Genomic DNA, 25,155 nt, shown 5'->3' on the forward strand with positions numbered 1-25,155 from the left:
AGGCGACAGAGGGGGTCGCCTCTCGTAGAGCGCCAACCTCCTTCCGCCGCAGTAGGTCGAGCCCGGTCGGACCGACCCCCTCTGACCGCTTCGCGGCCATCTCCCCCTCGAGTGGGGAGATTACGCGCTCAACCGCTTTCGCCAACCCAAAACGTCGCACCAGCCGTGGGCTACCACTCCAACGAAAAGGCAAGCTTGCCGAAATGCTGCCCGCCTGCCGACATGTGCGCGTAGGCTTCGGCCGCCTGCTCCTGGCTGAACACCTTGTCGACGACCGGGCCGATGCGGGCGGCGGCGATGGCGCGGACGGCGGCGCGAAGGTCAGATACCGACCCGGTGTTGTTGCCGACCACCTTCAGCGCCTTGATGATGATCGGCAGCAGGTCGACCGTGGCCTCGGCGCCGGTGACGAAACCGATGGTGAACAGCGTGCCGCCAGGCGCGGTGGCGTTGACGGCGCGGGCGAAGGTGGCGGTGCCGGCGGTCTCGACGACGAGGTCGGCGCCGAGGCCGCCGGTCAGTTCCAGCACCTTGCCGTCCCAGTCGGGCGTCGCGCGGTAGTTGATGAGATGATCGGCGCCGAGTGCCTTCGCCCGCTCCAGCTTCTCGTCCGACGAAGAAGTGATGATGACGGTTGCGCCGGCGGCTTTCGCCAGCTGAAGGGTGAAGATGGAGACGCCGCCGGTGCCGAGCAGCACGACGACCGAGCCCGGCCCGACATCGGCGGCGCGGACGGCGTTCCAGGCGGTGGTCGCGGCGATCGGCAGGGTCGACGCCGCCTCGAAAGAGAGACGGGCCGGTACCGGCACGAGCGAGTTGGCCGGCAGCGCGACATATTCGGCGAGCGACCCCGGCAGCGAAATTCCGCGCATCTGTGTCATCTCGTTAGGCCGGGGCGGACCGCCGATCCAGCGCGGCTTGGCATGGGCAACGACGCGATCGCCGACGGCGAAATCCGTAACGCCCTCCCCCAGCGCGACGATCTCGCCGGCGCCGTCGGCGACGGGAATGAGCGGAAAGCCGGGCACGCGATAATTGCCGCTGGCCACCGCCACATCGACGAAATTCAGGCTCGCGGCGCGCTGGCGGATCAGCACTTCGCCGCGCTGCGGTTCAGGCGTGGCAATGGTGGTGGCGCGAAAGGCGTCCAGTTTGGCGGCGGTCAGTTCGATGGCTTTCATGGCTCACGCATTCCTGTTTAAGGGGTCAATCGTCAGGATTGAGTGAAGCTATCTGCTGCGCTACAAGCAGATAATCCGAAATTTTTACATTTGAGTCCTGTGCTTTATGCAGCAATCACACGACCCCGCCAGCCTTGCCGAAATGGCCGCCTTTGCGGCCATCACCGAAGCGCGCTCCTTCACCAAGGCAGCGTTGCGCGTCGGGCGCGACTCGACGGTTCTGTCACGCCGCCTGCAATCGCTGGAGCAGCGGCTCGGCGTGCGGCTGCTGCACCGGACCACCCGAAGCGTATCGTTGACGGAGGCGGGAGCGGAGTTCCTGGTACGCGTCCGCGCCATCCTGGCCTCGGTAGACGAAGCCGAGGCTGCTGCTTCCGCGCATGCCAGCGGGACGCCGCGCGGCTTGCTGCGGCTGGCGCTGCCGGGAACCTTTGGGCGTATGTGGATCGGGCCGCTGTTGCCGCACTTTCTAGCGACGTTCCCGGATGTCCGCATCGAGGCCGAGTTCTCCAACCGGTTCGTCGATCTCGTTGCAGAGAACTTCGATGTCGCCGTCCGTCTCGGCGCGCTGGAGGACTCGCGCCTGGTGGCGCGCAAGATCGCGACACGGCGGCGGTTGCTGTGCGCTGCTCCCTCCTACCTCGCCCGCAGGGGCGCGCCGGAAGCGCCGGAAGCGCTGACCGAACACGCCTGCCTCGGCTTCTCCGGCTTCCAGACCTTTCCCACCTGGGAGATGACCGACAGTTCGGGCCGCCGCGTTAACGTCGAAGTCTCGGGGCCGATGGTTTGCGACGATGCCGAAGTGCTGGTCGAAGCCGCGGTGCAAGGCCTCGGCCTGATGATGAGCACCGATTGGCTGGTCGGGCGCGAACTCGCCGACGGACGGCTGGTGCCGTTGCTGGAGGACTGGACGCTGGCCGACGAAGGCGCTGTCTATGTCGTCATGCCCTCGGCCAGGGGACAAGCCGCCAAGACACGCGCCTTCGCCGACTGGATCGGTAAGCGCTTCGCGCCGGAGCCGCCCTGGACGTCGAGGCCGGTCTCAAAGGCTTGATCAATGGGGCGGGCCGGGGCTAAGACGGCATGCCGCTGTCGCGAGGCCTTTTGTCCTGTATGATCTCGTTGAATGTAGCTCGGAGGGGATCATGCAAAGTGCATTGGCGAAGTTCATCATGGCAAGTTCCGTTCTGGCCGCGCTGCAAGCCGCGCAGCCGGCTTTTGCCGCGTCCTGCAACTGGAGCGCCAAGATGGAAGAAGACGAAGGCGGCAGCGTGCTGACGGCTTCGGTGTGCGGCGGACCGAAGGCCGAGGCGCATCTGATGCTGGTCTGTTTCGACAAGCCGTTGCTGAGCTACGATCTGGGCGCGGCCGGCCAGCAGCTGGAGCCCGGCATCAGCGCTTCCTTCACCTTCAAGGGCGGTGACAAAAGCATGACCAAAAAGCTCGACCTCGAGGCCATGTACAATTACTTCACGGCTGAGCTGAGCAAAGACGATCCACTGCTCGGCTTGTTGCGCGGCAAGGGCGACGTCACGGTTACGGCCGACAAATATGGCGAGAACAGCTTTCCGCTGACGGGCTCGAGCGCTGCGATCGGCAAGGTGCTGGCGCAGTGCGGCAAAGGTTCGGCCGGCGAAGCGGACTGAAGCTCCCTACTTCGACCACGCAGCTTGGTCCCGCGCCTCCGTCAGGGCAAAGCCAAGCGGGTTCTAGCCGCGCCCCGGTTTGCCGTTTCGCTCATCGACGGGGGCACGGGTTTGGAGGCGGCAACATGCGGCCTGAGTTTTCAACGCGAGCTGCGCTCTCCCTCCGGTGTCGCCACCAGCAAGGCGGCGGTGGCATTGGCTGCGGCAATCGCTGCTTCCATCTGATGGCCACGCGCAAGGCCTGCCGCGAAGGCGCCGACGAATTCGTCGCCGGCGCCATGGGTGCTGACGACCTTGACGGGGACGGCCGCCAGCGCGAAGGCCGCGCCGGTCCGGTCGCAATAGGCGACGCCTTCGCCGCCGGCGGTGACGATCGCCGAGGGGTAGGCATCGATCAGCCGCCGCGCGGCTTCGGTTGCGCCGGCGAGCGTATCGACGACCGGAATGCCGGCCAAAAATTCCGCTTCGATGGCGTTGACGATGACGATGTCTATCAGCGCGGTCAATTCGGCCGACAGTGTTCGCGCCGGTGCGGCGTTGAGCACGACGCGGCCGCCGGATGCCTTCACCGCGCGCGCGGCAGCGATGTTTGCGGCGTCGGGCACTTCGTTTTGCAGCAACAGCACTGCCGTCTGTACCACCACCTCCCTTGCTGCCACGACGTCATCATCGTCCAGCGTGAGATTGCTGCCGGAGACGATCACCGCACCATAGTCGCCATCGCTGTCGAAGATCGCCACGCTCATGCCGGAGCCTGCGCCTGCCGCCACGCGCACGAAGCGGCGATCGACGCCGGCGCGATCTAGATTGGCCAGCAGCGCCGTGCCGAAATCGTCGTCGCCGACGGCGCCGATCATCGCCGCGCGCACGCCGGCGCGTGCCGCCGAGACCGCCTGGTTGCCGCCCTTGCCGCCGCATTTCGGCTGCCAGGCACGGCCGGTCACCGTCTCGCCCTTACGCGGACGGTCGGGCGCGTCCACCATGATGTCGTAATGCAGGCTGCCGAAGACGGTGACCAGCGGAACCGTCATGTGCCGCGGTCTTTTCGTTTCGAGGTGACCGCCGACATGGTGCGGCCGAGATTGCGCTCCGCCGCCTGATAGTCGCGCTGCGCCACCGCCACGAACAAAGCGTCGAGGATGTTGAGCTGGGCGATACGCGCCGCCGCGTTCTCGCCCATCAGCGGCGAGCCTTGCGCCGTCGAGCACAGCACGATGTCGGCAATCTGCGCCAGCGGCGAGTTGTCGTAGTTGGTGATGGCCAGCGTGCGGGCGCCGCTCTTGCGGGCAAGATGGATGGCGTCGATGACGGCCGACGTGTTGCCGGAATGCGAGAAGCCGACGGCGATGTCGTCGGCGCCGAGCAGCGAGGCCGACATCAGCATCATGTGCGAGTCGTCATAGACCGATGCGCGGATGCCGATGCGCAGGAATTTGTGCGAGACATCGCGGGCGATCTGGGCGGAGCCGCCGACGCCATAGAAATCGCGGTTCCTGGCGCGGTAGAGCAGATCGGCGGCACGGTCGAAATCGTCCATGTCGAGGATCGCGAGCGTCTCCTCCAGCGCCTGGATCGAGGTGCGGAACACTTTCTGCACGATCTCGGCCGAGCTGTCGTCGACCGACAGTTCCTGGTGCATCTCGGCGGTCGGGAGGCGGCTGTATTCATAGACGGCGGTGCGGAAGTCGCGGTAGCCGGAGAAGCCGAGTTTCTTGGCGATCTTGACCACCATCGCCTCCGACACGCCGGCCTCCTCGGCGATCTGCTTGAGCGGAATGGTCTCGTCGAAACCGCGCCGGCCGAAGACGGTTTCCACCACCTTGGCCTCAAGCGGGGTGAGATGCGGCATCATCATGCGGATGCGCGGCCCCACGGCTTTCAGATCGAGATTGCTCAACGTCATCCACGTCCCCTCGTCTCCGGCCCGAGCATGGCTTCCTGGACGATAGCCTGCGACGTCACGGCGTCCTGGCTGGCCATCGCGGCGGACAGGCGGTTATCCTTCTCCAGCCGGTCGACAACGCGCAGCAGGCGCTTGACGGTGGCGATGTTGACTTCGCATTCGCGCACCGGATCGAGCCCGGTCATGTCGGGGAAAGTGTCGAAGTAGATGGCGCCGGCGTAGCCGTCGCGACGGATCTGGCACAGCAGTTCGATGGTCTGCAGCGTGTGCACCGCGCCGACCATCAGGCCGTCGTCGCGCTTGGCATAGCCATCGTTGAGATGGACGCCGAGCAGCTTGCTGTGGCGAGCGATCAGCGCCGCGGCGAAGGCCGGCTGTTCGTCGGCATAGAGCACATGGGCGAAATCGAGCGTGACGCCGAGATTGGGTAGGCCGACCTCGCGGATCGCCAGCAAGGTGGTCGCCGCATCCGGCATCAGCGAGTAGGAGCGCGGTTCGTTAGGCTTGTACTCCAGGCTGATCTGGCAGCCGGGATCATGCGCGGCAACTTCACGAATCCCCTCGATTTCGTGCTGCCAGAGCGTCGCATAGTCAGTTTGAAATGCATAGTCGAAGCCATCCTGGCCCAGCCACAGCGTCATCAGACTGGCGCCGGCCGCGCGCACCGCATCGATACCGGCCTTGGTCAAGTCGATGGCTTCGCGGCGCACCGCCGGGTCCGGATTGGTGAAGGCGCCGAGCTTGAAGGCCGGATTGGAGTAGTAACGCATGGCAAAGCCATTGATGGAAAGCCCGAAATCGCCGAGCTTTCGGGCGATTTCAGCCGGCTTTTCACTGACATGATCGGGGAAATTAAGATCAAGATCGGTCAACCCGTCGACCTTGGCCGCGCGAGTGGCCATCTGCAGCATGGACGGCTTGCCGGTGAGATCAGGCCATTCGGCTTGCGGCCGCGAGGCGAAGGAATTCAGGCGGGTGGCGAAGCGACTGTTTGTCATGATCGACCTTTCAGTGATTTACTTCACATAAATACGAGTATTTGTAAAGTTATCATTTGCGAGGCGGTTTGTAGCGCGCAACATCCTGCTTGGCCGAGATCTTCGGCTGCGCCTCTGCATCCATGCCGGGAGTTTCGAGTCCCGCAACGGTGCGGATGCTGGTGCGAGCCCTTGCGCCCTGCCTGCCGATTGACCAATCTGGCCGACACTGTCATGAGCCGCGGTTGGGGGATCGCACATGCCAACGCTTTATCAACTGAAACCGGCCTTTCAGGCCAGGCTGCGGCCGTTGGCCGACCGGCTGGCCGATGCCGGCGTCACCGCCAACCAGATCACGCTTCTCGCCGCAGCACTGTCCATCGCCACAGGCCTGGTGGTCACTGCCTTTGCCTTCCGTCCCCTGGTGTTCCTGTTGATGCCGGTGGTGCTGTTTGTGCGCATGGCGCTCAACGCCATTGACGGGATGCTGGCCAGGGAACATGGACAAGCATCAAAACTCGGCATGTATCTCAACGAACTCTGCGACGTCGTCTCGGACCTAGCGCTGATCCTGGCCTTTGCCACCTTGTTCCCGGCCTGGGGTGTCGTCGCCTTCGCTATTACCGCCATGCTGGTCGAGTTCGCCGGCGTGCTTGGCGTTGCCGCAGGCAGCGGGCGCAACTATGCCGGGCCGTTCGGCAAGAGCGACCGGGCCCTGGCGCTCGGCGTCATCGCCTTCCTCATCGCCTGCGGCCTGTGGTTCCAAGCGATTGTGCCCTTTGTGTTTCCGGTCATGGCTACACTGTCAGTCGTAACCGCCATCAACCGGATACGCGGCGGCCTTAGAGCGGGCGGCGCATGATGCCAAAGCGTCAGGCGCCCGACCGCCAGAGGGAAACCATGATCCACCAGACCATTGCAGCCGGAGCACCGGCAAGCCTCGAGCGCATCGCGCTGGAGCGCACGTTCAAGAGCCATGACGGCACCGAGATCTTCTACCGCTACTGGCCGGCCGCCGGGTCGACGCCAAAGGGTGCGATCCTTCTGTTCCATCGCGGCCACGAGCATGGCGGCCGCATGGCGCATCTGGTCGACGAACTCGCCATGCCCGACCATGCCTTCTACGCCTGGGACGTGCGCGGCAATGGCCGCTCGGCCGGCGAGCGCGGCTATGCGCCATCCTTTGCCGCCCTGGTTCGTGACATCGACTGCCTGGTGCGTGAGATCGGCCGGGATGGTTTTGGCCAGCGCGACATCGCGCTGATCGCGCAGTCGTTCGGCGCCGTGCTGGCTGCTGCCTGGGTGCATGACTATGCGCCCGACATCCGCGCGCTGGTGGTGGCTTCACCGGCCTTTTCGGTCAAGCTCTACGTGCCCTTCGCCAAAGAGGGCATTGCGCTGTGGCAGAAGCTCAAGGGCCGCTTCTTCATCAATTCCTACGTCAAGGCGAAGTTCCTGACGCATGATGCCGAGCGCATCGCTTCCTTCGACGCCGATCCGCTGATCACGCGACCGATCGCCTCCAACATCCTGGTCGAGCTTTACGACCACGCTGCCCGCATCGTCTCGGACGCGCGCGCCATCACCGCGCCGACGCAGCTCTTGATCTCCGGCAGCGATTGGGTGGTGCGGCATGGACCGCAGCACGAGTTCTTCGTCAATCTCGGCAGCAGCGCCAAGGAGCGGCATGTGCTGCCCGGCTTCTTCCACGACACGCTGGGCGAGCGCGATCGCCAGCAGGCGCTGGACCTGATCCGGCCATTCCTCGAAAAGCAATTTGCCACGCCGGGGAGAACCATCGACTTGCTTCAGGCCGACCGCGCCGGCTACACCCGCGACGAGGCCGAGAGGCTCGCCTCGCCGCTGACGCTGCTGTCGCCCAAGGGTATTTTCTGGGCGATGAGTCGCGCCTCGATCCGCATGGGCGCCTGGCTGTCTTCGGGCATGAAGATCGGCATCGCCACCGGCTTCGATTCCGGCTCGACGCTCGACTATGTCTACGAGAACGATGCGCGCGGCACCGGCTTCATCGGCCGCATGGTCGACCGCACCTTCCTCGACGCCATCGGCTGGCGCGGCATCCGCCAGCGCAAGCTGCATCTGGAAGAGCTGATCGGCAACGCCGCCGCCAGCCTGAAGGCAGCCGGCCGTCCCGTCCACATGCTCGACATCGCCGCCGGTCACGGCCGCTATGTGCTCGATGCCGTCGCCAAATGCACTGAACCACCAGCAAGCGTGCGGCTGCAGGATTATTCCGAGCTCAATGTCGGGTTGGGTTCGAAGCTGATCGCCGAGCGGCGTCTGCCGACCAGCGTCAGCTTCCACCAGGCCGACGCCTTCGATGCCGACATGCTGGCCGGGCAAAAGCCGGCGCCGGACCTCGCCATCGTCTCCGGGCTTTACGAATTGTTCGCCGACAACACGATGATTTCCCGCTCGCTCGGCGGGCTGGCCAGCGCCATGCAGTCCGGCAGCCTGCTCGTCTACACCAACCAGCCATGGCATCCGCAGCTGGAGATGATCGCGCGCAGCCTGACCTCGCATCGCGGCGGCCAGGCCTGGGTGATGCGGCGGCGCACGCAGGGCGAGATGGACCAGTTGGTGACGGCTGCCGGTTTCGAAAAGATCGACCAGCGCATCGACCAATGGGGCATCTTCACCGTCTCGGTCGCACGGCGCGTCTGAGACCATGGCCCTGCCTGTCACTGACCCTGCCCCGGCGCGGGAACCCTATTTGGGCATCGTGCTGAGGGCCGCCCTTTGGCTGGCGCTGCTGGCGCCGTTCTTCTATTCGACCTATGGCTTTGCCAACTGGCTGGCGTCGCGGCGCGACCATGTCGGCAGCATCGTGTTTGCCTGGGAACACGCCATCCCTTTCGTCGCCTGGACGATCGTGCCCTATTGGTCGATCAATCTGTTCTACGGCCTATCGTTGCTGCTCAACACGACCAGGCGCGGTGTCGACCGGCTCGCCGGCCGTTATCTCTCGGCGCAGATCATTGCCGTCGCCTGCTTCATCGCGTTCCCGCTGACGGCGACATTCGTGCGGCCGGAAACCACCGGCCTGCCGGGTTTCCTGTTTGCAGTGCTCGGTGGTTTCGACAAGCCGTTCAACCAGGCGCCATCCCTGCACATCGCACTCCTGGTGATCATCTGGGACCATTGGCGTCACGTTCTGGCACGTCACCGTCTCGGCGGCATTCTCCGCCCCGTCTGGCACGTCTGGTGTTTTCTCATCGGCGCCTCGGTGCTGACGACGTGGCAGCATCATTTCATCGACATTCCGACCGGCGCGCTGCTCGGCCTGTTTGCGCTATGGCTGTTTCCGTTCAAGGGCGAATTGCCTTTCTGGGGTTTTCGTCTGACCGCCGACCCCAAGGCGCGGCGGCTGGCGGGCTACTACGCGCTGGGCGCCGCCCTTGCCTTGGCCGGCGCTGCCGGCGGAGCGTTTGTCTCCGCCGATTTTCTCATCCTGTTGTGGCCGGCATTGGCGCTGGCCATCGTCGCCTTCGCCTATGCCGGGGCCGGCGCCAAAGTGTTCCAGAAGGCGGCCGATGCCAGTGTCTCACTGGCCAGCCGCATCCTGCTCCTGCCCTACCGGCTTGGCGCCCGGATCAATGTGTGGGTATGGACCCGCCAACTGGCGCCGCAAGCGGAGATCACCGACGGTGTTTTCCTCGGCCGGTTTCCGAGTGCCGACGAGGCCAACCGCTTCGGCACAGTGATCGACCTTGCCGGCGAGATGGAACGGCCGCGCGGCGTGACCTGCCGCTGGATCAGCTACGCGATGCTCGACCTCGTGGCGCCGCCTCACGACAGGCTGGAGCGAGCGGTGGCGGCGATCGAGCTGGCGCGCCGGCGCGGCACCGTCCTGGTCTGCTGCGCGCTCGGCTTCCAGCGCAGTGCAGCCGTCGTCGCCGACTGGCTGGTGGTGACGGGGCGCTCGTACACAGCTGCACAGGCGCGCAAGAAACTCGCCGCGTCGGGCAGGCCCGTGCACCTTCAGATCGGGCTGGATGAACCGGGGCTGGAAGAACCGGGGCTGGAAGAACCGACATGAGTTGGCCGGCATGAGTGGCGACAATTTTCCCGAGAAGGCCGAAATATTCGCCGCCGGGCTGATGGTGCAGGCGGTGTGGCCGATCCTGCTGGTGGTCGCGGCTGTGATGGCAGCGCCGGTCATCGGCCTGGTGGCCGAACCGCAGACGACAGCGCTGTCCGCGGCGGCCTGGCTGGTCGCGGCGGCGAGCGCCGTGGCCACGCTGGCTCTTTCGGCCTTGCTTTTGTTCGATGCGCTGCTGTTCCGGCTGATGGCAAGCCACGCCAGCGAGGCCGCCGGGGGTGCCGCGGTCGACGATGTGCTGGCGCGCATGCGCCTGAAATCCACCACTGCCGGCGGCCGCTCGCTCGACCATCGCATGGCAGGCACGCGCCGCCTGCTGACAAGGCAGCGCATGGCGCTCGCCATGTTTGCTGCGGCATCCCTTTTCGCAGCATTTGTTTGAGCCATGACAAAACTTCACCTGCGCGCCAACACCTTCACCTTGCTGCAGACGGTGACGTCGGTCGGCCTGTCGGCGGCGGCCTGGGTGGTAACCGGCGTCAGACCAATCTGGAACGGCAGCCAGCCGTCGGAGCGGCAGCGCATCTACTTCGCCAACCATGCCAGCCATGGTGATTTCATCCTGCTGTCGGCCTGTCTGAGTGAGAAGGTGCGCGCCCGGACCCATGCGATCGCGGCGGCCGAATATTGGGGCAAGTCGCGGCTGCGCCGCTTCATCGCGCAGGACATGCTGTCGTCCGTGCTCATCCACCGGCAGTGGACCGACGAAACGCAACACCCGATCTCGATCATGCTGTCGGTGCTCGACGACGGCCACTCGCTGATCCTGTTTCCCGAAGGCACTCGCAACACGACGGAGGCGGATCTGCTGCCGTTCCGCTCCGGCCTCTACAATCTGTCGATGGCGCGGCCCGATGTCGAACTCATCCCGTGCTGGATCGAGAACATGTCGCGCGTGCTGCCCAAGGGCCAGTTCCTGCCGGTGCCGCTTCTGTGCCGCGTCGTCTTCGGTCCGCCGGTGGCGATCGCGCCCGGCGAAGAACGCCGCACCTTCCTCGAGCGCGCGCGCCAGACGCTGCTGTCGCTCAACCCGCGTCCCGATCGGGACCACTAGCATGACCAGGCAAAGAGACTTCGTATGACACTGCCGCCAATGCATGAAACCGTCATCCTGCTGGCCGGCCTGATCTGCGTGCTGACCATGGCGAGCATCGTTGCCGGTATCCTCTCATGGCGGGCGCCGAAGCCGCTGCCCTCGACGCTCGTCAACTTGAACCAGCGCATCAACGCCTGGTGGGTGATGGTGCTGGCGATCACCGTCGCCTTCTTCTTCGGCCGCACCGGCATGACCATCCTGTTTGCGCTGATCTCGTTTGCCGCGCTGCGCGAGTTCGTGACGCTGACGCACAGCCGGCGCAGCGACCACTGGGTGCTGCTCGGCATGTTCGGCATCATCATTCCCTTCCAGTACTGGCTGGTGTGGACCGCCTGGTACGGGCTCTTCACCATTTTCATCCCTGTCTACTGCTTCCTCTTGATGCCGGCGGTCACCGCGCTCAACGGCGACACCGAGCGCTTCCTCGAGCGCGTGTCCGCGCAGCAATGGGCGGTCATGATCTCGGTCTACTGCGTCAGCCATGTGCCGGCGCTGCTGACCCTCAACGTGCCCGGTTTCGAGGGCCGCAACCTCCTGCTCATCGCCTTCCTGATCATCACCGTGCAAGGCAGCGACGTGCTGCAATACATTTTCGGCAAGCTGTTCGGCAGGCATCTTCTGTCGCCCTCCGTCTCGCCCTCGAAGACCTGGGAAGGGCTGGGCGGCGGGCTGGTGGCATCGAGCCTTCTCGGCGCGCTGCTGTCGTTCCTGACGCCGTTCTCGCCGCTGGCGGCGGCAGGCGTCGCCTTCATCGCCTGCCTGATGGGGTTCCTCGGCGGGCTGGTGGCGTCGGCGATCAAGCGCGACCAGGGCGTCAAGGACTGGGGTCACCTGATCGAGGGTCACGGCGGCATGATGGACCGCGCCGACAGCCTGGTCTTCGCCGCACCGGTGTTCTTCCACATCGTCCGCTATTTCTGGACGTGAGCGAAGCCGTTCAATCGCGGATGGCCCGGCCTGCCTGCTGCAGCAATTCGAAGGCGGCGAAGCGCTTGTCGTGCCAGGGCACGAGGTCGCCACCGGCCGGGCGATAGATGTCGCCGATGCGCGACATGCCGGTCATCGCCGCGATCACATCGGGAAATTTTTGCGCCGCCACCGCAGCCAATATGGCTGAGCCGAGCAGCACCGGTTCGGGCGAGGTCGAACCGGCGACGGTCAGGCCTGTGGTGTCGGCCAAAAGCTGACGTACCAGCTCGCTTTGCGCCGCACCGCCGCTGACGACGATAGTGTCGATGGCAATGCCTTTTTTGGCCATCGCCGCCAGGATCTGGCGAACGCCGTAGCCGATGCCCAGCAGGCCGGCGACATAGAGCGCGACCAGACTGTCGAGGGACGTGTCCATGCCAAGCCCGGCGATCAGGGCCTTGGACTCAGGATCGGCGAAGGGCGAGCGGTTGCCGAGGAATTCCGGCACGACATGCAGTCCATCGGCTAGGTGCGCTACTGCGGACAGGTCGGCGGACTGTTTCGCCGCCTGCTGACCAAGCCAAGCGGTCAGGCCGAGACCTTCCGCCTTGGCTTTTGCGGATGCCTCAGCCGTGGCCGGATGGAAAGCGACGAGGTGGTCGATTGCAGCACCCGCCGCCGATTGCCCGCCTTCATTGAGCCAAAGCCCCGGCACCATCGAGGAAAAATACGGACCCCAGACGCCGGGCACGAAGGCCGGCTCGCTGGTGCTGGCCATGGTGCAGGCCGAAGTGCCGAACACATAGGCCATGCGCGACTGCAAGGTGCCGACCGAGCCCTGCCCGCCAACCGTGCCGACTCCCCCGGCATGGGCATCGATCAGGCCGGCCGCAACCGGCGTTCCCGGCAGCAGGCCGAGATCGGCCGCGGCGGCCTCAGTCAGGCCTTGGGCAAGCGCGGTGCCGCCCTCGACGATCTCGGTGCCGATGCGGGCAAAGCCTTCATCGGCGAGCGCGCCGAGGCCGATGGCGCGGAAATAGGCTTCGTCCCAGCGCCGCTCGTGGCCGAGATAGGTCCATTTGCAGGTCAGCGTGCAGATCGAACGCCCCAGGCTGCCGGTCGAGCGCCAGGTCAGATAGTCGGTGAGGTCGAAGAAATGCTCGGCGGCATCGAAGGTGGCGGGCAGGTTTTCGCACAGCCACAACAGCTTCGGCGTTTCCATCTCCGGCGATATGGTGCCGCCGACATAATCGAGCACGGCGTGCTTGCCGGCATTGATGCGCTGCGCCTGATCGAGCGCACGATGGTCCATCCAGACGATGATGTTGCGCTGGGCATCGCCGGAATGGCCGACCGGCAACGGCGCGCCGTCCTTGCCGACCACGACCAGCGAACAGGTGGCGTCGAAGCCGATGCCGGCAATGTCGCGCCCAGCGAGCCCCGACTTGGTCACCGCCTCGCGCACGCTGGCGCAAACCGCACGCCAGATGTCCTCGCTCGACTGTTCGGCGATTTCGCCGGGCTCGATGAACAGAGCGATGTCGCGCTTCGCCGAGGCAAGCATGGCGCCCTTGCTGTCGAACACCCCCGCCCTGGCACTGCCAGTGCCGACGTCGATGCCGAGGAAGTGGGACATGGGGAACCTCAGAAGTTAGGCAGTAGGCAGTAGGCAGTAGGCGAGATGGTCAGCAGTGAACGGCCAGTTGCAAGAGCCTCTCCCCATTCCCTACTGCCTAATGCCTACTGCCTCACAAATCATTGCTCTGCGGCAGGATCACCAGGTCCCGGATGGTGACGTTCCGTGGCCTAGTCAGCATGAACAGCACGGCTTCGGCGACCTCGACCGGTTGAATCAGGCCGCCCTTGGCCAGTTCATCCTCAAGCTTGTCCTTCGGCCAGTCGCTGATCAGCGCTGTCACCACCGGCCCCGGCTGCACCGCGCCGACGCGCAGGCCGTGCGGGGCGACCTGGCGGCGCACCGTATGGACGAAGGCCTGCACGGCGTGTTTCGACGCTGTGTAGATCGGCTCCCAGACCACGGGCACCAGTCCGGCGATCGAAGACGTGACGATGATGTCGCCGGTCTTGCGTTCGACCATATGCGGCAGCACGGCGTGGATGGAACGAAAGACCGCATTGATGTTGAGGTTCAGCATGCGGTCCCACACATCGGGGTCGCCTTCGAGCACCGGGCCGCCGACATAGGCGCCGGCATTGGCGTGGAAGATATCGAGCGGGCCGGCCTTGTCCAGGATTTGCGGCATCATCGTCGCGACGCTGGCCGGCTTCATCAGATCGATCACCAGCGGGATCGCGTCGGGACCGAGTTCGGTGCAGACGCTTTTCAGCGCGTCTTCGGCGCGGTCGACGAGCACAACGCGAACGCCGGCGGCAATCAGCGCTCTCGCGCATTCCAGGCCTATGCCCGACGCGGCGCCGGTGATCGCCGCGACCTTTCCACTCAAATCCTGAGCCATTCTATCCTCGTATCGATTGCGGTTGCGTTCAGGCGCGGCCGTGGGAAACCCGCGAGCGGCGTGCCAGGGAGTCGACGATGACCGCAATTGCCAGAACGGCGCCGGTGATCATGTAGCGAAGCGACGATGACAGATCGAGCAAGGTCAGCCCGCTGGCGATCGACTGGATGACGATGATGCCGAGCAGCGCGGAATAGGCGCTGCCACGGCCGCCAAACAGGCTGGTGCCGCCTATGACCGCCGCCGCAATGGCGTTGAGGTTGACGTCGCCGGTGCCGGCCTGCTGGCTGGCAGAGGCCAGCCGCGCCGCCGACAGCACGCCGCCAAGGGCGGCGAACATCGAGCACATGACGAAGGCGCTGAGGTAGATCGAGCGCACCTTGATGCCGGCGCGGCGCGCCGCTTCGCGGTTGCCGCCGACGGCGGTCATCGAGCGGCCCCATTGGGTGCGGGTCAGCGCATAGTTCATCGCCACCACCAGGCCGACGAACAGGCCGAACATCCACGGTATGCCGCGCGCCTGGTTGAGATAGCCGACGATCAGTTCGAGCAGGATGGTCAGGGCGGCGACGCGCACGATGAGGCCGCCGACAGACGGCGCCGACAAATTGACGGCCCGGCGGCGGCTGACGGTGCGCAGGCCGGCGATCAGCATGACAATGCCGGGCAATGCCGCCAGTGCATAGGACAGCCAGTCCGGCATGACCAGCAACTGGCCGAAATTCACCAGGTTCGAGCCATAGGGCAGATTGATCGAGCCGGTGGAGCCCAGAATATACAGCTGCAGGCCCAGCACGGCGAGCAAGCCGGCCAGCGTCGAGACGAAACTCGGCATGCCGAGCCGGTTGAACAGCAAGGCATAGAGCGCGCCGATGAAGCCGCCGACGGCGATCGCGGCGAGGATGGCGAGCGCCACCGGCCAGCCCTGGTTGACCCACAGCGTGCCGACCATGGCCGAAGCAAAGCCGCTGATCGAGCCGACCGACAGGTCGATCTCACCGACCATCAGCACACAGACGATACCGAGCGCGATGACGCCGACGGTCGAGCAGTCGAACAGGAGATTGACCAGATTGCTCGACGAGACGAAGACCGGATTGAGGGCAGTGAACACGCTCCAGATGATGACCAGTCCGACAATCACCGGCAGCGAGCCGAGGTCGCCGGAGCGGACGCGGTCGAAGAAGGCGCTGATGGCGCCACCAACGCCGGCCTGGTGCTTGACGCGGACGTCGCTGCGGTCGAGCGCCGTCGACGAGGAGGTGTCCTGCTTGGGCTCCGCGCTCATGGCCGCTGCTCCTGATTGTTCGCTTGTTCGGCGGCCTTGCGCCGTTCGGCGCGGCGCGACACTGCATTGTTGGCGGCGCCGGTGATGGCGCTGACCAGTTCCTGGTTCGAGGCGTCGGGTTCGAAGACGCCGTTGTTGCGGCCGAGCCTGAGCACCACGATGCGATCGGCGACGGCGCGCACGTCCTCCATATTGTGACTGATCATCAGCACGCCGAGCCCACGTTCGCGCACCCGGTCGATGAGGTTCAGCACTTCCGCCGTCTGGGCGACGCCAAGCGCGGCGGTCGGCTCGTCGAGCAGGATGACCTTGGGGTCGAGCAGCAGCGAGCGGGCGATCGCCACCGTCTGGCGCTGGCCGCCGGACAGCGAGGCGACCGCCTCGCGGACGCTTGGAATACGCGCCGACAATTCGTTGAGCAGCGTCCAGGCGCGAATTTCCATCGCCACCTCGTCCAGCCGCAGCGGGTTGAGCTCCTTGCCGAGAAAGATGTTGGCTACGACGTCCAGGTTTTCGCACAGCGCCAGATCCTGGAAAACGGTGGCGATGCCGAGCGTCAGCGCGGCGCTCGGGTCGGGCATCGTCACTTGCCTGCCGCGGAAATTGATGGTGCCCGAGCTCGGCTGGTGGACGCCGGCCAGAATCTTGACCAGCGTCGACTTGCCGGCGCCATTGTCGCCGACCAGCGCCACCACCTCGCCGGCATGGACATCGAGATCGATATCGGTGAGCGCCGAAACGGCGCCGAAATTCTTCGAGATGCCGCGCAGGCTGAGCACCAGCTCGCCTGCCGAAACCGGTCCGTCAGAGATGTCAGACATGGTGGCAAACCTTTCCGGATGGACGGTCAAGAGTGACTGCGAACTTCCGGCCGCCGCAAGGGCGGCCGGAAAGCAGGATCAGGATTCTAGGTCATCCTTTTATGCATGTCTTATCCCAAAACCGCTGCGCGATTTTGGGCGACCTGCATTGTCACTTTGTGATGCCGAGCTTCTTGCAGCCTTCGGCATAGCGGTCGACGCAGAGCTCTTCGGCGGTGTTGATCTTCTTGTCGATGATCTCGGCCTTGAGGTTTTCCTGCGTCACCACCGCCGGCGTGAACAGCTGCGATGGGGTGTCGTAGAGGGTCATTTCGGCCTTCGGCGTCTCGCCCGACAGAAGCTGGACGGCGACGTTGGCGGCAGCCGCCGCAACGATCTCGCTCGGCTTGGAGATGGTGTTGTACTGATCGCCGGCGATGATCAGCTGCAGTGCGGCGATCGTCGCGTCGTTGCCGGTCACCGGCGGTACCGGATCGACACCGGCGGCCTTGAAGGCGGCGATGGCGCCACCACCGGTGCCGTCATTGGCCGCAACGACGCCGACGATCTGCGTGGAGAAGCGGGTGATCTGGCCGCTTGCCCATTGCTGCGCCTTCGGCGGCGCCCATTCCGGCGTGTCGTATTCGGCAAGGATCTTGTAGCCGCTGTTGTCGAGGCTGGAATGGATGCCCTTCTTGATCAGCCCGGCGGCCGCGTCGGTCGGCGATCCGTTGATCTGCAGCAGGCCGCCGCTGGCGGGGTCGACCTTCAGCGCCTTGAGGTGTTCGACGAGCGAGTCGGCAATGGCCTTGCCGATGCCTTCATTGTTGAACGAGACGTAGAAGTCGGCAGGTGCGGTCGGGATCGGGCGATCATAGGCGATGACCTTGACGCCCTGGCTCTGCGCCAGCTTGACCAGCGAGGCGGCGGCGGTCGAGTCGACGGGGTCAAGCACGATCGCCTTGGCGCCTTGCGAGATCACCGAGTTGAACTGCTGCTGCTGGCGCGAGGCGTCGGCATCGGCGTTCTGATAGATCACCTTGCAGCCGGGGCAGAGTTTTTTCATCTCGGCGACGAAGCCGGGATAGTCGTGCTGCTCGTAGCGCGTCGAGGCCTGGTCGGGCATCAAGAAGGCGACCGTGGCGTCGGTAACCGGGGCGGCAAAGGCAGCGGTGCCGCCAAGAAGAGAAAGAGTGAGCGCGATGGCTCCCGTCGATTTCCAGGCAAATCTGGTCATTTCGATAGCTCCGTTTCAAGGAATGGTTTCATGAAGCCTTGGACACCACATGGCGCCGGGCCTTGACTGCAGTCGGCTGTTGCGAGGAACAACGGAGCACTTGATCCGTGCTGCGCATCCTCTTGATATCTCTGGATTTCGGGACAAGCGATCTCCAGCACGGGGCGCCTCCAACGCACCCCGCGTTCTTACCTCAGTAAATGTCTAGGCTCCTCCCGGTCCTCCCTGTTAGGCGGCAATCTCCGCGCTGACGTTTTCCGCCAGCAGGGCCCTGAAGCGCGAAGGCGACATGCCTTTCTGGGTCAGGAACTGGCGGTTGAAATTCGAGATGTTGTTGTAGCCGGCGGCGTAGCAGATCTCGGTGATCGGCATGTCGGCCTCGCTCATCAGCAACTGGCAGGCAAGGTTGATGCGCAGCCGGTTGACGTACTGAACCAGCGCCATGCCGGTATGACGGCGGAAGCTGCGCGAAAACGCGCTCGGGCTGCGCCCGGCAATCGCCGCCAGATCGCTTTCGCTGAACGGCTCGGTCAGGTTGGCGTTGATAAAGGCAAGCGCCTTGTTGACGCCGGCCGACATGAAGCCTGAGGGATCCGGCAGATAGCTGGCGCTGGTCAGCGTCCGTACATCGGCGGCGCGGCTCAGAATATCGATCAGCTCCATGAACAGCGCGATGCGGCGAACGCCTTGCGCCTCGACCAGTTCGGCCAGCACAGGTGCGGCGAGCTTGGCGGTAGCGGTGGAGAACAGCGCGCCGCGGCGGCTGAGCTCGAGAATGTTTTCACAACCGGCAAGTTCCGGCAACGCGGCGGTGGCGTCTGCGATGAACTCTTGCGAGAATTGCACGACGCGGCCGCGCAGCGGCACGCTGGCGCCTGCCGGCACGTCGCTGACCCAGTTGTGCGGCAGGTTCGGGCCGGTGAGCACGAGATTGCCGGGCTCGAACTCGCCGATGAAGTCACCGACGAAATAATGGCCCGTGGTGGCGACGACGTGATGGATTTCGTATTCGGGGTGGAAGTGCCAGCGCACCGTGTGGAAGGGGTAGCCGTGGGCCCAGGCCTTGAACGACTCGCCGCGTCTGATCTGGACGACTTCCAAGTCCGGATTCATGTCAGTTCCTCCCGGCGCCGGTCCGGTCATGCGACCAGTTGCAGTGCCATCTCCCGCAGGCCGCGTTTGCCGCTCTCTGCAGTGATCGAAGCTTAGGCGGCAATTCATGCAGCCGCCACCACGGTGTGTCCACCTCACTGATACTTTTTTGACGTTTTTGTGGTCAAGGCGATACGTTTGCGAGTACGCGGGAGAGATCAGGCCCCGCTTGCGAGACGGTAACGACGCAAACGTGTCGCCGGCGACGAGAGCTGGTCGTTCGATTTCGGCTCCGTCACAGTGATAGTATGCAAAAGGAGCGGATCGGCATGACAAGGACGTTCACCTACTCCGGCAGCCCTGCGCATATTGTCTTCGGCAATGGCGCGTCGTCCGAGGTGGGCACCTGGATCGAAAAGCTCGGCTGCAAGCGCGCGCTGGTGCTGTCGACGCCGCATCGGGCTGCCGACGGCGAGGCGCTTGCCAAGTCCCTCGGCGCGCTGGCGGCCGGCATCTTTTCGGGCGCCGCCATGCACACGCCGGTCGAGGTAACCCAAACGGCAATGGCCAAGGCAACCGAGGTCAAGGCTGACTGCGTTGTCGCGCTTGGCGGCGGCTCTACCACCGGTCTCGGCAAGGCGATCGCCTGGCGCACCGACCTGCCGCAGATCGTCATCCCGACCACCTATGCCGGCTCGGAGGTGACGCCGATCCTCGGTCAGACCGAGAACGGCGAAAAAACCACAATGCGTGACGCAAGGATCCTGCCGGAAGTGGTGATCTACGATCCAGAGCTGACCGTCGGCCTGCCGATAGCGATGAGCGTCGCGTCAGGACTCAACGCCATGGCGCACGCGGCCGAAGCGCTTTACGCGCAGGATCGCAATCCGATTTCCACCCTGATGGCGAAAGAAGGATTGCGCGCCATGAAGGCGGCGCTGCCGGTGTTGACCAAGGAGCCTGGAAATATCGATGCACGCGGCGATGCGCTTTACGGCGCCTGGCTGTGCGGTACGGTGCTCGGCGCCGTCGGCATGGCGCTGCATCACAAGATCTGTCACACGCTCGGCGGCTCTTTCGACATGCCGCATGCCGAGACGCATGCGGTGATGTTGCCGCACACGATCGGTTTCAACGCCGTCGCGGTGCCCGACTTGTTGAAGCCGGTCGCCGACTTGTTTGACGGCAGCGCCGGTAGCGGTCTCCACGATTTCGCCAAGGCGGTCGGCGCGCCCCTTACATTGAAAGAACTCGGCCTCAAGCAGGCCGATCTCGACCGCGCCGCCGAGATTGCGACCAGGAACCCATACTGGAATCCGCGGCCTTTCGACCGCGCCGCAATCCGCGCCCTGTTGCAGGACGCGTGGGAGGGAAGGCGTCCGCAAAACTGACGTCAACAAGCAAGGAACTTACCCGCCGCGAATTCATCAGGATACCGCCATGAGTGGCTCCGCCTGATCGGCGCAGGCCGCTCACGGTTTTGTGCGCGTGAAAAACTGCGCGGCTCGAAAAGCCCATTGACATCAGCCGTATTTTCGACGCAAACGTTATATTGTTACTGTTATACAGTTACACAGCCCGCCTCTCCGGCGACATACATTTCAGACTGCAAGGAGACCACGGATGCGTCGCATTCCCTTTCTCGCCGCGCTGCTCGTCGCGGTGCCGCTTTTGACCGGCACGGCTGCCCGCGCCGAAGACAAGCTGACCATCGTGGCGGCCGAGAATTTCTATGGCGACCTTGCCCGCCAGATCGGCGGCAGCAACGTCACCGTCACCAGCATCCTGGCCAATCCCGACGACGATCCGCATCTGTTCGAGACCAGCCCGTCGACGGCGCGCACCATCGCCGATGCCAAGATCGTCATCTATAACGGCGCCGATTACGATCCGTGGATGGACAAGCTGCTGTCGGCCTCGACAGCCAAGGATCGCACGACCATCGTCGCCGCCGACCTGATCGGCAAGAAGTCGGGCGACAACCCGCATCTGTGGTACGACCCGGCGACGCTGCCGGCCATCGCCAAGGCGCTGAGCGCCGACCTTGCCAAGCGCGATCCGGCCAATGCCGTGTATTATGAGGCGAACCTGAAGGCATTCCAGACCTCGCTCGAGGCCATTGACAAGGAAATCACCGACGTCAAGAACACCTATGCCGGCACCGAAGTGACGGCTACCGAGCCGGTCTTCGGCTACATGGCGGAAGCGCTCGGTCTCAAGATGCTGAACTACGATTTCCAGGTGGCCTTGATGAACGATGCGGAGCCGAGCGCCACGCAGGTGGCGGCGTTCGAAAACAGCCTGAAGGACGGCTCGGCCAAGATCCTGTTCTACAATTCGCAGGTGACCGACGAGGCAACGACAAGGCTGCTCGACATCGCCAAGCAGAACAAGGTCACGGTCATCGGCGTCACCGAGACGGAACCGGCGGGTCAGACGATCCAGACTTGGTTCGGCGGCCAGATCGACGCGGTCCAGAAGGCGCTCGCCGCCCGCACACAATGAATGTGACTGCGAATGAATGTGACTAAATGAACGCAATCGAATTCGACAAGGTCACGCTGACCTATGGGGACGCCGGGTTTTATCCGACGTCTCCTTTTCTCTACCGCAAGGCGCCTTTGTCGGCCTGCTCGGCGCCAATGGCGCCGGCAAGACGACGATGCTGCGCGCCATTCTCGGCCTGATCAAACCGGCCGGCGGCGCCATTTCGGTCCTTGGCAAATCGCCGACGCGCGGCAACGCCGACATCGGCTATATGCCGCAGGCGCGGCGCGCGCTTGGCGATGTCGGCGTCAGCGGCCTCGACTTCGTGCTGAGTGCCGCCGGCGGGCATCGCTGGGGCTGGCCCGTCGCATCGGCTGCCGAGAAGGAGGCGGCGTGGAAGGCTCTTGAAGAGGTGGGCGCCGGCGACCTTGCGCGGCGGCCGCTGGGCGAGCTTTCCGGTGGCGAGCGCCAGCGCATCCTGATCGCGCAATCCTTGATCGGCAATCCGCAACTGCTTTTGCTCGACGAGCCGCTGATCAGCCTCGATGCAGGCCATCAGCGCGCGATCATCGACCTGGTGCATCAGATCGGCGAACGGCTCGGCATTGCGGTGCTGTTCTGCTCGCACGAGATCAACCCGCTGCTGCGCGCCGTCGACCGCGTGCTCTATCTCGGCAACCGCAAGGCGGCGATCGGCTCCGTCGACGAGGTCATCAGCGGGCCGGTGCTGTCGAAACTCTACGGCACGCATATCAATGTGGTGCGGGTTGCCGGCCGCATCTTCGTCATGGCCGACGATGTCGAACTGGAGAGCGGGGCGCATGTCCACGATCTTTGACTATGAATTCATGCGCAACGCCTTTTATGCCTGCACCATCGTCGGCATCGTTTCGGGCGCGGTCGGCTATTTCCTCGTGCTCCGGGGCCAGACCTTCGCCGGCCATGCGCTCTCCCATGTCGGCTTTCCCGGCGCCACCGGCGCCGGCCTGATCGGGCTGTCGCCGTTTCTCGGCCTCACCGTGTTTACCGTCGCCGCCGGCATCGGCATCGGCCTGCTCGGCGAACGCGCGCATCGCGACGTCGCCATCGGCATCGTTTTGACGCTGTCGCTCGGCCTGGGCTTGCTGTTTCTGCATTTCTACACCGCCTTCGCCTCGCAGGCGACCAACGTGCTGTTCGGCAATGTGCTGGGCATCAGCCTGCGCACCGTGATCGTGCTTGCGGTGCTGGCGGTGGCGATCCTTGTCGCGCTTTTGCTGATAGCGCGGCCGCTGCTGTTCGCCAGCCTGCAGCCGGAACTCGCCGAAGCGCGCGGCGTGCCGCTCACTCTTGTCTCGACCCTGTTCATGGTGCTGGTCGCCGTCGCCACGTCCGAGGCGGTGCAGATCGTCGGCGTGTTGCTCGTCTTCGCGCTGATGGTGGCGCCTGCAGCCACCGCCCTCAGGCTTACCAGCGGCGTCGGAGCCGGCGTGCTGACCTCCATCGCGCTTGCCGTGATCATCGCCTGGATCAGCCTGACGCTCGCCTTCCTGACCGACTGGCCGACGAGCTTCTGGATCACGGCGCTGGGCGCGGCGGCCTATGTCGTCAGCGGCATGGTCCGGCGCCCGTCCGTCCGAGAGTCTCAGAGCGCCGACGCCGGCCCCTGAGGCTTGCCCTCCGGCAGGTCGATCGGGCCGGCTGAGGTGCAAAACTGACGTGAGGGAAATACACCCAAAAAAAGTCAGGTCTACAAACCGGCTCCTGAAACGTTTCAGCCGAGAAAGACAAATTCATCCAATCGCCTAGATCGCGACCTCTGTCGCGCCAAAGGGCCGCTCCGGAGCGGCCGGAACACCCGGAAAACCGCCATTTCAAGCGCATTTTGCAGCGGCGAATGGCTTGCGCGAGGCCGGCTGGAAAGCTGGCCGGGAGACGCAAAAGGGACCTCCCGCGGCCATTGCGGGCGGCGTTGACAGACCGCGGTGCTGCATGCGTATAGCAAGCCATGGGTCACGCCATGGCCGTGGCGGTTGAGACGGGGCTGGGGGGTTTCGTAACAACAGCATTGACGGCCCGGCGCCGGACGGGCGGCATGCACTCTCGAAGTGCGCCGCTCGCTCTTGGCTGACGCGCCGGCGACCCGGCAGCAGTCCTGGCCTGCGTTCTCTCGACCAGGCTCCGCAGAACGCCATCGTCTCAGCTTTTCGATCCGCATCGGTTCGAAGCGAACGAGGTGACGCCCTCTTAACCGATATTCGCTTCGCTACGTCCCCCTCCCCTGCTGGGCGAGGGGGACGCTGGCGATGAACCGCGCCGGCCGAGGTGTATCGGCACCGATCAGGCAAGCCTGACGACGTCGATCAAGCAAGCTTGACGACGAAGTGCTTGGTTACCGGCTCGAGGATCTGCCAGGTGCCCTTGAAATCGGCTTCGACCACGAACGCATCGCCCGGACCGACCTCGACAGGCGTGCCGCCATCGGGCGTGATGATGATGCGGCCGGCGATCATGTGCACGAACTCATAGTCGGTGTAGGTGGCGTGATAAGTGCCGGGCGAGGCCCGCCAGGTGCCCGACAGCACCTTGCCATCGGCGGTGGTGTGCTGCACGGCGGTCTGCATGGTCGGCCGGCCCGCCACAACGATCCAGCCCGGCAAGTCGCCGCCCTCGGCATGCTCGACAGCGCCGAATTTGAAAATGGTGGTGTTGGTCATGGGAGGCTCCGTTTGAATTGCATGGCTGCCGGTTGGATAGCCGATGCGTGTGACAGGGGCAACGCAAGGGCCGACCCCGGATGTCGGAGATTTGGCGAAGGAGGCGGTGGCCGCGCGTGGAGCGCCTGCCTGCATTGCCGCCAGCGCCGCGCAGCCTTCCACGGCGCGCGCGGCCGGCTGTATTCTCTCCTTTGAGACGGTGACGCCGAAGGCCTGCGTGTTCGGCAACAAGGACGCCCCGCGCTCGATTGCGCTGTTCGGCGATTCGCATGCCGACCACTGGTCGACGCCGCTGATCGAGGCCGCCGAGAAGAACGACACCAAGGTCGTCACCTGGCTCAAATCCGGCTGCCGCGCCTCGCGGCTGACGGTATGGGCGACCAAGCTGAAGCGGAACTACACCGAATGCGATCAATGGCGCGCGCAATCGATCCGGCAGATCATCGCCGCGCGGCCGAACCTGGTGGTGATCTCGGAGATCGCGCTGGACAGCCTGGACAAGATGTCAGCCGGCACGCAGGCGCCCGTCAGCCAGGATGCCGACGGGCGCGCCGGCCTGCACGCGACGCTCACCGCGTTCAGCCAGGCGGGCTTAAAGGTTGCCGTCATCCGCGACGTGCCGTTCAGCGACGATCATGTCGACACCTGCGTGGCGCGCGCGCTGTGGCGCGGCGAAAAGCCGTCGCTGTGCGACCAGAAGCGCACCGAAGCCGCCAACGACGCCAACGCGGCGGCGGAGCGCAACATCGTGCGCGCCGTGCCCGGCGCCAGCTACATCGACATGACCAACCAGTTCTGCGACGCCAAGACCTGCCACGTCTTCATCAACGGCAAGATCGCCTACCGCGACCAGCATCATTTGGCGACACCATTTGCGGAGACGCTGGAGCCGGCGGTGGAGAAGGCGCTGTTTTAGGGCCGGTGGGGCGAGGTAGAGGTAAAGATGCGACACTCCGAAATCGCCGAGATCATCGGCGTAGGTAACATGACGGTTCGCTTGAAAGCAGCTTGGAGCAACGAGGAAGGCGCCGTCTTCAATCGTCTCGACCTGTCGGAGCGCCACTTTTTGATAGCCAGCCTCCAACACTTGGTTGCCTTATCCTGCTCGACCGCCCCCTCGGATTCCATGATTGAGAGCAGTGTCCTTGGTATGTGCCCCTGATGCTCAACATGGCCCATATAAATGCCCAACTGGCGGCCAATCTCGGAATTCCTAAGCCCCTGTTGTGGCGCTTGACTTAGA

General features: G+C 64.7%; 25 protein-coding genes. 14 read left to right on the forward strand and 11 right to left on the reverse strand.

The genetic code is table 11. The features are described 5' to 3' along the window. Window positions 1-170 precede the first annotated feature (170 nt). Complete coding sequence (locus NLY33_RS25165; RefSeq protein WP_023705142.1) at window positions 171-1,181, reverse strand: zinc-dependent alcohol dehydrogenase family protein; 1,011 nt, start codon at window positions 1,179-1,181, stop codon at window positions 171-173. 106 nt (window positions 1,182-1,287) lie between these two features. Here NLY33_RS25165 and NLY33_RS25170 point away from each other — a divergent pair, with 106 nt between their 5' ends. Both NLY33_RS25170 and NLY33_RS25175 read left to right on the forward strand, forming a co-directional pair. Beyond that, entirely contained in the window at window positions 1,288-2,235 is a 948-nt protein-coding gene (locus tag NLY33_RS25170; RefSeq protein WP_023705143.1) for a LysR family transcriptional regulator, read from the forward strand. 91 nt (window positions 2,236-2,326) lie between these two features. Next, on the forward strand, window positions 2,327-2,827 hold the full coding sequence (locus tag NLY33_RS25175; protein ID WP_023708694.1) for a hypothetical protein: 501 nt from the start codon (window positions 2,327-2,329) through the stop codon (window positions 2,825-2,827). Between the two features lie 140 nt (window positions 2,828-2,967). On the opposite strand, the gene NLY33_RS25180 is transcribed toward NLY33_RS25175, so the two are convergent. From NLY33_RS25180 to NLY33_RS25190, 3 genes are read right to left on the reverse strand one after another with little or no spacing between them, the layout of a single operon-like run. Then, window positions 2,968-3,858: a ribokinase gene (locus tag NLY33_RS25180; RefSeq protein ID WP_023705145.1), complete on the reverse strand. Its 891-nt coding sequence runs from the start codon at window positions 3,856-3,858 to the stop codon at window positions 2,968-2,970. Continuing rightward, complete coding sequence (locus tag NLY33_RS25185) at window positions 3,855-4,730, reverse strand: MurR/RpiR family transcriptional regulator (protein ID WP_023672510.1); 876 nt, start codon at window positions 4,728-4,730, stop codon at window positions 3,855-3,857. The genes NLY33_RS25180 and NLY33_RS25185 overlap by 4 nt, the downstream gene beginning before the upstream one ends. After that, the gene (locus NLY33_RS25190; protein WP_023672509.1) at window positions 4,727-5,728 is read right to left on the reverse strand and encodes a sugar phosphate isomerase/epimerase family protein; all 1,002 of its coding nucleotides are present in this window, start codon (window positions 5,726-5,728) and stop codon (window positions 4,727-4,729) included. Before NLY33_RS25190 ends, NLY33_RS25185 begins: the two co-directional genes overlap by 4 nt. A 238-nt stretch (window positions 5,729-5,966) precedes the next feature. Here NLY33_RS25190 and NLY33_RS25195 point away from each other — a divergent pair, with 238 nt between their 5' ends. The 6 genes from NLY33_RS25195 to NLY33_RS25220 are packed head-to-tail and all read left to right on the forward strand — an operon-like array spanning window position 5,967 to window position 11,853. After that, window positions 5,967-6,569 carry a CDP-alcohol phosphatidyltransferase family protein gene (locus NLY33_RS25195; protein WP_023688982.1) on the forward strand — a complete coding sequence of 201 codons (603 nt, stop codon included), beginning with the start codon at window positions 5,967-5,969 and terminating at the stop codon, window positions 6,567-6,569. Between the two features lie 41 nt (window positions 6,570-6,610). Continuing rightward, a complete protein-coding gene (locus NLY33_RS25200) occupies window positions 6,611-8,392 on the forward strand; it encodes a bifunctional alpha/beta hydrolase/class I SAM-dependent methyltransferase (RefSeq protein ID WP_031196778.1) in 1,782 nt (593 codons plus the stop codon). Window positions 8,393-8,396: 4 nt separating this feature from the next. After that, window positions 8,397-9,767, forward strand: coding sequence for a phosphatase PAP2/dual specificity phosphatase family protein (locus NLY33_RS25205; protein WP_023685465.1), 1,371 nt, complete (start codon window positions 8,397-8,399; stop codon window positions 9,765-9,767). A 10-nt stretch (window positions 9,768-9,777) separates the two neighbouring features. Further along, entirely contained in the window at window positions 9,778-10,212 is a 435-nt protein-coding gene (locus tag NLY33_RS25210) for a hypothetical protein (protein ID WP_023705147.1), read from the forward strand. A 3-nt stretch (window positions 10,213-10,215) separates the two neighbouring features. Then, a complete protein-coding gene (locus NLY33_RS25215; protein ID WP_023672504.1) occupies window positions 10,216-10,884 on the forward strand; it encodes a lysophospholipid acyltransferase family protein in 669 nt (222 codons plus the stop codon). 39 nt (window positions 10,885-10,923) lie between these two features. Continuing rightward, window positions 10,924-11,853, forward strand: coding sequence for a phosphatidate cytidylyltransferase (locus NLY33_RS25220; protein WP_031193489.1), 930 nt, complete (start codon window positions 10,924-10,926; stop codon window positions 11,851-11,853). Between the two features lie 10 nt (window positions 11,854-11,863). On the opposite strand, the gene NLY33_RS25225 is transcribed toward NLY33_RS25220, so the two are convergent. From NLY33_RS25225 to NLY33_RS25250, 6 genes are all read right to left on the reverse strand, one after another. Continuing rightward, window positions 11,864-13,471 (reverse strand): FGGY-family carbohydrate kinase, encoded by a 1,608-nt coding sequence (locus NLY33_RS25225; RefSeq protein ID WP_023705149.1) that lies wholly within the window; start codon window positions 13,469-13,471, stop codon window positions 11,864-11,866. Between the two features lie 112 nt (window positions 13,472-13,583). Continuing rightward, window positions 13,584-14,312, reverse strand: a complete 729-nt coding sequence (locus NLY33_RS25230) for an SDR family oxidoreductase (protein ID WP_023685460.1) — start codon at window positions 14,310-14,312, stop codon at window positions 13,584-13,586. Window positions 14,313-14,340: 28 nt separating this feature from the next. Then, complete coding sequence (locus NLY33_RS25235) at window positions 14,341-15,600, reverse strand: sugar ABC transporter permease (RefSeq protein ID WP_023695496.1); 1,260 nt, start codon at window positions 15,598-15,600, stop codon at window positions 14,341-14,343. Further along, on the reverse strand, window positions 15,597-16,421 hold the full coding sequence (locus NLY33_RS25240; protein WP_023695497.1) for an ATP-binding cassette domain-containing protein: 825 nt from the start codon (window positions 16,419-16,421) through the stop codon (window positions 15,597-15,599). Before NLY33_RS25240 ends, NLY33_RS25235 begins: the two co-directional genes overlap by 4 nt. A gap of 151 nt (window positions 16,422-16,572) precedes the next feature. Beyond that, window positions 16,573-17,637, reverse strand: coding sequence for an ABC transporter substrate-binding protein (locus NLY33_RS25245; protein ID WP_023672498.1), 1,065 nt, complete (start codon window positions 17,635-17,637; stop codon window positions 16,573-16,575). Between the two features lie 228 nt (window positions 17,638-17,865). Beyond that, entirely contained in the window at window positions 17,866-18,750 is an 885-nt protein-coding gene (locus NLY33_RS25250) for an AraC family transcriptional regulator (protein ID WP_023695498.1), read from the reverse strand. A 308-nt stretch (window positions 18,751-19,058) separates the two neighbouring features. Between NLY33_RS25250 and NLY33_RS25255 the strand changes: the two genes are divergently transcribed. The 5 genes from NLY33_RS25255 (at window position 19,059) to NLY33_RS25275 (ending at window position 22,865) form a co-directional block, all read left to right on the forward strand. Continuing rightward, a complete protein-coding gene (locus tag NLY33_RS25255) occupies window positions 19,059-20,120 on the forward strand; it encodes a maleylacetate reductase (RefSeq protein WP_023705150.1) in 1,062 nt (353 codons plus the stop codon). Window positions 20,121-20,352: 232 nt separating this feature from the next. Further along, window positions 20,353-21,234, forward strand: coding sequence for a metal ABC transporter solute-binding protein, Zn/Mn family (locus NLY33_RS25260; protein ID WP_023708690.1), 882 nt, complete (start codon window positions 20,353-20,355; stop codon window positions 21,232-21,234). A gap of 26 nt (window positions 21,235-21,260) precedes the next feature. Beyond that, window positions 21,261-21,416, forward strand: a complete 156-nt coding sequence (locus tag NLY33_RS25265) for a hypothetical protein (protein WP_286439240.1) — start codon at window positions 21,261-21,263, stop codon at window positions 21,414-21,416. Then, a complete protein-coding gene (locus NLY33_RS25270) occupies window positions 21,359-22,054 on the forward strand; it encodes a metal ABC transporter ATP-binding protein (RefSeq protein ID WP_286439857.1) in 696 nt (231 codons plus the stop codon). Before NLY33_RS25265 ends, NLY33_RS25270 begins: the two co-directional genes overlap by 58 nt. Further along, window positions 22,038-22,865, forward strand: coding sequence for a metal ABC transporter permease (locus NLY33_RS25275; RefSeq protein ID WP_023708689.1), 828 nt, complete (start codon window positions 22,038-22,040; stop codon window positions 22,863-22,865). Before NLY33_RS25270 ends, NLY33_RS25275 begins: the two co-directional genes overlap by 17 nt. Before the next feature lie 693 nt (window positions 22,866-23,558). On the opposite strand, the gene NLY33_RS25280 is transcribed toward NLY33_RS25275, so the two are convergent. Next, the gene (locus NLY33_RS25280) at window positions 23,559-23,912 is read right to left on the reverse strand and encodes a cupin domain-containing protein (protein WP_023688994.1); all 354 of its coding nucleotides are present in this window, start codon (window positions 23,910-23,912) and stop codon (window positions 23,559-23,561) included. Window positions 23,913-23,955: 43 nt separating this feature from the next. Between NLY33_RS25280 and NLY33_RS25285 the strand changes: the two genes are divergently transcribed. After that, window positions 23,956-24,828: an SGNH hydrolase domain-containing protein gene (locus tag NLY33_RS25285; protein WP_023708688.1), complete on the forward strand. Its 873-nt coding sequence runs from the start codon at window positions 23,956-23,958 to the stop codon at window positions 24,826-24,828. The last annotated feature ends 327 nt before the right edge of the window (window positions 24,829-25,155 follow it).

Source organism: Mesorhizobium sp. C432A (assembly GCF_030323145.1).
In the GTDB taxonomy this organism is placed as follows: Bacteria; Pseudomonadota; Alphaproteobacteria; order Rhizobiales; family Rhizobiaceae; genus Mesorhizobium.